The sequence below is a fragment of the Isoptericola sp. NPDC060257 genome, assembly GCF_042726645.1.
Taxonomy (GTDB): domain Bacteria; phylum Actinomycetota; class Actinomycetes; order Actinomycetales; family Cellulomonadaceae; genus Isoptericola; species Isoptericola nanjingensis.
Map to the genome: position 1 here is coordinate 1 of NZ_JBHXAW010000276.1, position 5,903 is coordinate 5,903.

A 5,903-nucleotide genomic window follows, 5' to 3' on the forward strand; every position below is an offset into this window, starting at 1 on the left:
GCGGAGCACCGCCCGGCGCCCTTCGGCTCTCCGTGGGCCGCCGTCCGACTTTCGGACGATGTGCCGGGGAACTCGGGCGGCGTATCGTCCGTTCAGCCCAAGCGTCACGACAGCGGAGTCGTGCCCCACCTGCCGACCGCCCGTCTGGAGTGAGCGTGTTCCGACTTGCCCGCCTGTCCCTGGCGAACCGCGCCGTCGTCGCCCTCGCGACGATCGCGATCTTCGTCTTCGGGGCGATGAGCCTGGGCTCCCTCAAGCAGGAGCTCATCCCGTCCCTGGAGCTCCCGGCGGGCGCGGTCGTCGCGACCTACCCGGGCGCGTCGCCGGAGGTCGTCGAGCAGCGCGTCACCGAGCCGCTCGAGGCCGCCGCGCAGTCCGTCGAGGGCATCGAGTCCGTCGGCTCGACGGCGTCCACCGGCAGCTCGGTCACCACCGTGCAGTTCGAGTACGGCACCGACATGGACGCGGCCACCCAGCGGCTCCAGACCGCCGTCACCCGCATCCAGTCCCAGCTCCCGGAGGACGTCGAGCCGCAGGTCGTCACGGGCTCGCTCGACGACCTGCCCGTGATCCAGCTCGCGGCCGCCGCGAGCCAGGACACGGACGAGGACGTGGACGCCGCGGCGCTCGCGGACACCGTCGACAGCGTCGTCGTGCCCGCGCTCGAGGACCTGGACGGCGTGCGCTCCGTCGCCGTCACCGGCGGCGAGACCGACCAGGTGCTGGTCGACGTCAAGACGAAGAAGCTCGCCGAGGCGGGCCTCACGACGCAGGACGTCGCCGACGTGCTCAAGGACAACGGCGTGGTGCTCCCGGCGGGCACCATCACCGACGACGACGTCACCTACTCCGTCCAGGCCGGCTCCAGCATCGACAGCGTCAAGGAGCTCAAGGCGCTGCCGCTCGTGCCCGACCCGGCCGCCGCGGGCGCGACGACGGGCGCGGGCGACGCGACCGGCGGCACCACCGGCGAGGTCGGCGACGGCACGGGCGCCCCGCCCGCGGCCGACGGCTCCGCGCAGGACCCCGCGCAGGGCGCCGAGGGCGCCACCGCCCCGCAGACCCCGGCCGCCTCCGAGCCCGTGACGCTCGCCGACGTGGCCACCGTGAAGGTCGTGCCGGTCGAGGCGACGTCGCACTCCCGGCTCGACGGCGAGTCCTCGCTGGGCGTCGCCATCACCAAGACCCCGGACGGCAACACCGTCGACGTCTCCCACGCCGTCCAGGACGCGATGGACGACCTGAAGCCCGAACTCGAGGACGCCGGGGTCACCACCGCCGTCGTGTTCGACCAGGCGCCGTTCATCGAGGAGTCCATCGAGGGCCTCGCCACCGAGGGCGGGCTCGGCCTGCTGTTCGCCGTGATCGTCATCCTCGTGTTCCTCGTCTCGCTGCGCTCCACCCTCGTGTCGGCCGTGTCGATCCCGCTGTCGCTGGCCGTGACCTTCGTGGTCATGAACGCCACGGGCTACACGCTCAACATCCTCACGCTGGGCGCCCTGACGATCTCGATCGGCCGCGTCGTCGACGACGCCATCGTGGTCATCGAGAACATCAAGAGACACCTGTCGTACGGCGAGGACAAGAAGGCCGCCATCCTCACCGCCGTGCGCGAGGTGGGCGGCGCGATCACCGCGTCGACCATCAGCACGGTCGCCGTCTTCCTCCCGATCGCGCTGGTCGGCGGCATGGTGGGCGAGCTGTTCCGGCCCTTCGCGATGACGGTCGCGATCGCGATGCTCGCGTCGCTGGTCGTGGCGCTGACGATCGTGCCCGTGCTCGCGTACTGGTTCGTCAAGGCGCCCGCCGTCGCCACGGACCCGGCCGAGGCGGAGCGCGTCCGCGAGGCCGCCGAGGCCAAGGAGCGCCGCGGGCTGTGGCAGCGCGCGTACGTGCCCAGCCTCGGGGCCGCGCTGCGCCACCCGTGGGTCACCCTCGTCGTCGCGGTCGCCGTCCTCGGCGGCACGCTCGCGCTGGTGCCCCGCCTGGAGACCAACTTCATCGGGGACTCCGGCCAGGACACCGTCACCGTGACGCAGACGTTCGAGACCGGCGCGTCCCTCGAGGCGCAGGACGCCGCGGCGGGCGAGGTCGAGGACGCCCTGGCCGGCGTCGACGCCGTCGAGAGCGTGCAGACCACGGTCGGCTCCGGCGACGCCGCGATGGCCGCGTTCATGGGCGGCGGGTCCGCGCCGCAGGCCACCTTCGCGATCACCCTCGACGCCGACGCCGACGCCGACGGCGTCCAGGCGCAGAGCGAGATCCGCGACGCCGTCGAGCCGCTGGCCGACACCGGCGTCACGACCGAGGTCAGCGTCTCCGGCGGGGACTCCGGCTTCGGCTCCACCACCGTGGACCTCGTCGTGCAGGCGCACGACAGCGACGACCTCGAGTCCGCGGCCCAGCAGGTCACCGACGCGGTGTCCGACCTGGACGGCGTGGCCGAGGTGACCAACGACCTCTCCGCCGCGCAGCAGGTCGTGCAGGTGTCCGTCGACCGCGAGAAGGCCGCCGAGGCGGGCCTGACCGAGACCCAGGTGTCCGGCATCGTGTCGGGCGCGATGGACCCGGAGCAGACCGCCGGCGAGGTGGACCTCGGCGACGGCCCGATCGACGTCGTCGTGAAGACCGGCGACGCCCCCGCCACCCAGGCCGAGATCGAGGACCTCGAGGTCCCGACCGCCGCCGGCATGGTGCCGCTCACCGACGTCGCGACGGTCGAGAAGGTCGACGTGCCGACGTCGATCTCCCGCACCGACGGCCAGCGGTCCGCGACCGTGTCGGTGACGCCCGAGACGCAGGACGTCGGCACGCTCAGCGCCGACATCACGGCCGCGACGGACGACCTCGACCTGCCCGCCGGCGCGACCGTCGAGATCGGCGGCGTCGCGGCGGACCAGGCCGACGCGTTCTCCGACCTGGGCCTGGCCCTCGTGGCCGCGATCGCCATCGTCTACCTGGTGATGGTCGCGACCTTCGGGTCGCTGGTGCAGCCGCTGATCCTGCTGGTCTCGGTGCCGTTCTCGGCCACCGGCGCGCTGCTGGCCCTGCTCGCCACCGACACCCCGCTGGGCGTCCCGGCGCTCATCGGCGTGCTGATGCTCGTCGGCATCGTGGTGTCGAACGCGATCGTGCTCATCGACCTCATCAACCAGTACCGGGACCCGGCGCACGGGCACCCCCGGTCGCTGGACGAGGCCGTGCGCGAGGGCGCCCGCAAGCGTCTGCGCCCCATCGTCATGACGGCGCTGGCGACGATCTTCGCGCTGACGCCGATGGCGATCGGGCTCACTGGCGGCGGGTCGTTCATCAGCCAGCCGCTGGCGCTGGTGGTCATCGGCGGGCTCATCTCCTCGACGCTGCTCACGCTGTTCGTGGTGCCCGTGCTCTACGAGCTCATCGAGCGCCGCAAGGAGCGCCGCGGGACCAAGCGCGACTCGCGCGTGGTGCGCAAGGCAGAGAAGGCCGAGCGGGCCGCGGCGCGCGCCGCGGAGAAGGCGGAGGCGGCGGAGGAGGCCGCCGCCGTCGCCCGTCGCCAGGCGGGCACCGACCCCGCCTGATCGTGGTGGGCGGCGGTCAGGCGTCCCGGCGCTTGAGCGTGATCGCCGCGGCGACGAGCAGCACCACGGTGTACCCGACGAGGACGGCGTAGCCGACCCACGGGTCGAGCAGCGCGTCCGTCTCCATGCCGCGGGAGATGATCCGCTCCCCGGCGACGCTGGGCAGCAGCTTGTTCACCCAGTCCGTCCACGCGGCGTCGGTGGCCTGGACGACGATGTTGAAGATCAGCGGCACCACGAAGAAGAGGGCGACGATCGTGAAGATCGCGCCCGCGCTGTGCCGCATCAGGGTGCCGACGGCGAGCGCGAACGCGGCCACCGTCGCCAGGTAGAGCACGCAGCCCGCCAGCGCGCGCACCTGCTCGCCGTCGGACAGGTCGACGCTCAGCCCGGCCTCGTCCAGCAGCGGCGCGGTCGCGACGTACGCGATCGCGAGCGCGACGGCGACCACCACGGCGGTGGTCAGCACGATGACGACCAGCTTGGCCCAGAGCACGGGCAGCCGGCGCGGCACGGCGGCGAACGTCGAGCGCACGGTGCCGGTGGAGTACTCGCTGGTGACGATCAGCGACGCGAGCACGCCCACGGCCAGCGCGCCGAACGAGTAGCCGAACGTCACGATCGTCGTGCCGGTGAGGCCGATCGCCTGGAGCCCCGGGTCCTGCGACATGCCCTCGGACATCTCGGGGGTGTCGGCGGCCACGCGCATGATCGCGGCCATCATGAGCGCCAGCCCCACCATGACGACGGCCGTGATCACCACGGTCCATACCGTGGAGCGCAGGGTGCGGAACTTGATCCACTCGCCGCGCAGCACGCGGCCGAAGGTCACGCGGTGCACGACGACGGCCGGCGCGGTCTCGCGGGCGGGTGTGGCGGTCATCGAGGCGCTCCGTCCGTCGTCGCGCCGGTCCCGGCAGCCGTCGCCGGGGCGGCGTCGTCCAGGGCCTCGGCCTGGTACTCGACCGAGTCGGCGGTGAGCTCGAGGTAGGCCTCCTCGAGGGTGGAGGACACCGGGGTCAGCTCGTACAGGACGACGCCGCCCGCGGCGGCGAGCTCGCCCACCCGGGCGGCCTCGACGCCGGTGACCTCGAGGACGCCGTCGTCGGCCGGGGCGACGTCGCCGCCCTCGCGCCGCAGGACTTCTGCGAGGTCGGTGGCCTGCGGCGAGCGCACCCGCACGAGGCGGCGGGAGGCACCGTCGACCAGCTGCTGCACCGGCATGTCCGCGAGGATCCGCCCCCGCCCGATGACGATGACGTGGTCGGCGGTGAGCGCCACCTCGCTCATGAGGTGGCTGGACAGGAACACCGTGCGGCCCTCGCCCGCCAGGAAGCGGGCGAGGTTGCGCACCCACAGCACGCCCTCCGGGTCGAGGCCGTTGACGGGCTCGTCGAGGATGAGCGTGCGCGGGTCGCCCAGCAGCGCCACCGCGATGCCGAGACGCTGCCCCATGCCGAGGGAGAATCCGCCGACGCGCTTGCGGGCCACCGCCGAGAGGCCGGTGAGCTCGACCACCTCGTCCACCCGCGCCGGCGCGATCCCGTGCGTGGCGGCGAGCGCCTGCAGGTGCTGGCGCGCCGTGCGCCCCGGGTGCACCGCCTTCGCCTCGAGCAGCGCGCCCACCTCGGCCAGCGGCCGGGAGTGCTGCGCGTAGGGGCTGCCGTTCACGGTGACCCGGCCGGTCGTCGGCCGGTCCAGGCCCATGATCATCCGCATCGTGGTGGACTTGCCGGCGCCGTTCGGGCCGAGGAAGCCCGTGACCGTGCCCGGCCGCACGGTGAACGTCACGTCGTCCACCGCGAGCTTGGGTCCGTAGCGCTTGGTCAGGCCGTGTGCTTCGATCATGTCGCCCCTGGAGTTCTTCTCGGGTGCCGTCGTCATGCCGTCGTCACGGGGAGCACGGGTCCTTCCCGAGCCTACGTGCGGGTCGACGCCGCGGCATGGGCAGGGGCCGGGTGATCTGCGTCGATCGGGCATGCTGCGGCCATGGACGTGCGTGACCTGCCCGGGGACCTCGACCTCGACCTCGCCCTCGCGGCGGCGCTCTCCGGCGCCGAGCTCGGGCTGCGGTACTTCGCGCACGCGCGGGAGCTGGCGCGGGACCACAAGCTCGACGGGTCCGTCGTGACCGAGGCCGACCTCGCGGTCGAGGAACGGGTGCGTGCCGTGCTGCTCGCGGCGCGGCCCGACGACGCGTTCCTCGGCGAGGAGACGGGCGTGCTCGGCGCGGGGCACCGCCGGTGGGTGCTGGACGGCATCGACGGGACGCTGGTGTTCGTCGAGGGGGACGACCGGTGGCAGACCCTGGTCGCGCTCGAGGAGGGCGGCGAGGTGACCGTC

General features: G+C 73.3%; 4 protein-coding genes. 2 read left to right on the forward strand and 2 right to left on the reverse strand.

From position 1 onward, the window contains the following. Positions 1–155: 155 nt before the first annotated feature. The gene (locus ACFWEK_RS17910; protein ID WP_430554900.1) at positions 156–3,560 is read left to right on the forward strand and encodes an efflux RND transporter permease subunit; all 3,405 of its coding nucleotides are present in this window, start codon (positions 156–158) and stop codon (positions 3,558–3,560) included. A gap of 16 nt (positions 3,561–3,576) precedes the next feature. On the opposite strand, the gene ACFWEK_RS17915 is transcribed toward ACFWEK_RS17910, so the two are convergent. Together ACFWEK_RS17915 and ACFWEK_RS17920 are read right to left on the reverse strand one after the other, a co-directional pair. Next, the gene (locus ACFWEK_RS17915) at positions 3,577–4,443 is read right to left on the reverse strand and encodes an ABC transporter permease subunit (RefSeq protein ID WP_430548346.1); all 867 of its coding nucleotides are present in this window, start codon (positions 4,441–4,443) and stop codon (positions 3,577–3,579) included. Then, positions 4,440–5,408 carry an ABC transporter ATP-binding protein gene (locus ACFWEK_RS17920; protein WP_430548347.1) on the reverse strand — a complete coding sequence of 323 codons (969 nt, stop codon included), beginning with the start codon at positions 5,406–5,408 and terminating at the stop codon, positions 4,440–4,442. The genes ACFWEK_RS17915 and ACFWEK_RS17920 overlap by 4 nt, the downstream gene beginning before the upstream one ends. A 141-nt stretch (positions 5,409–5,549) precedes the next feature. On the opposite strand from ACFWEK_RS17920, the gene ACFWEK_RS17925 reads away from it, so the two are divergent. Next, positions 5,550–5,903: inositol monophosphatase family protein (locus ACFWEK_RS17925; protein WP_430554901.1), on the forward strand; the 354-nt coding region annotated here is incomplete at its 3' end.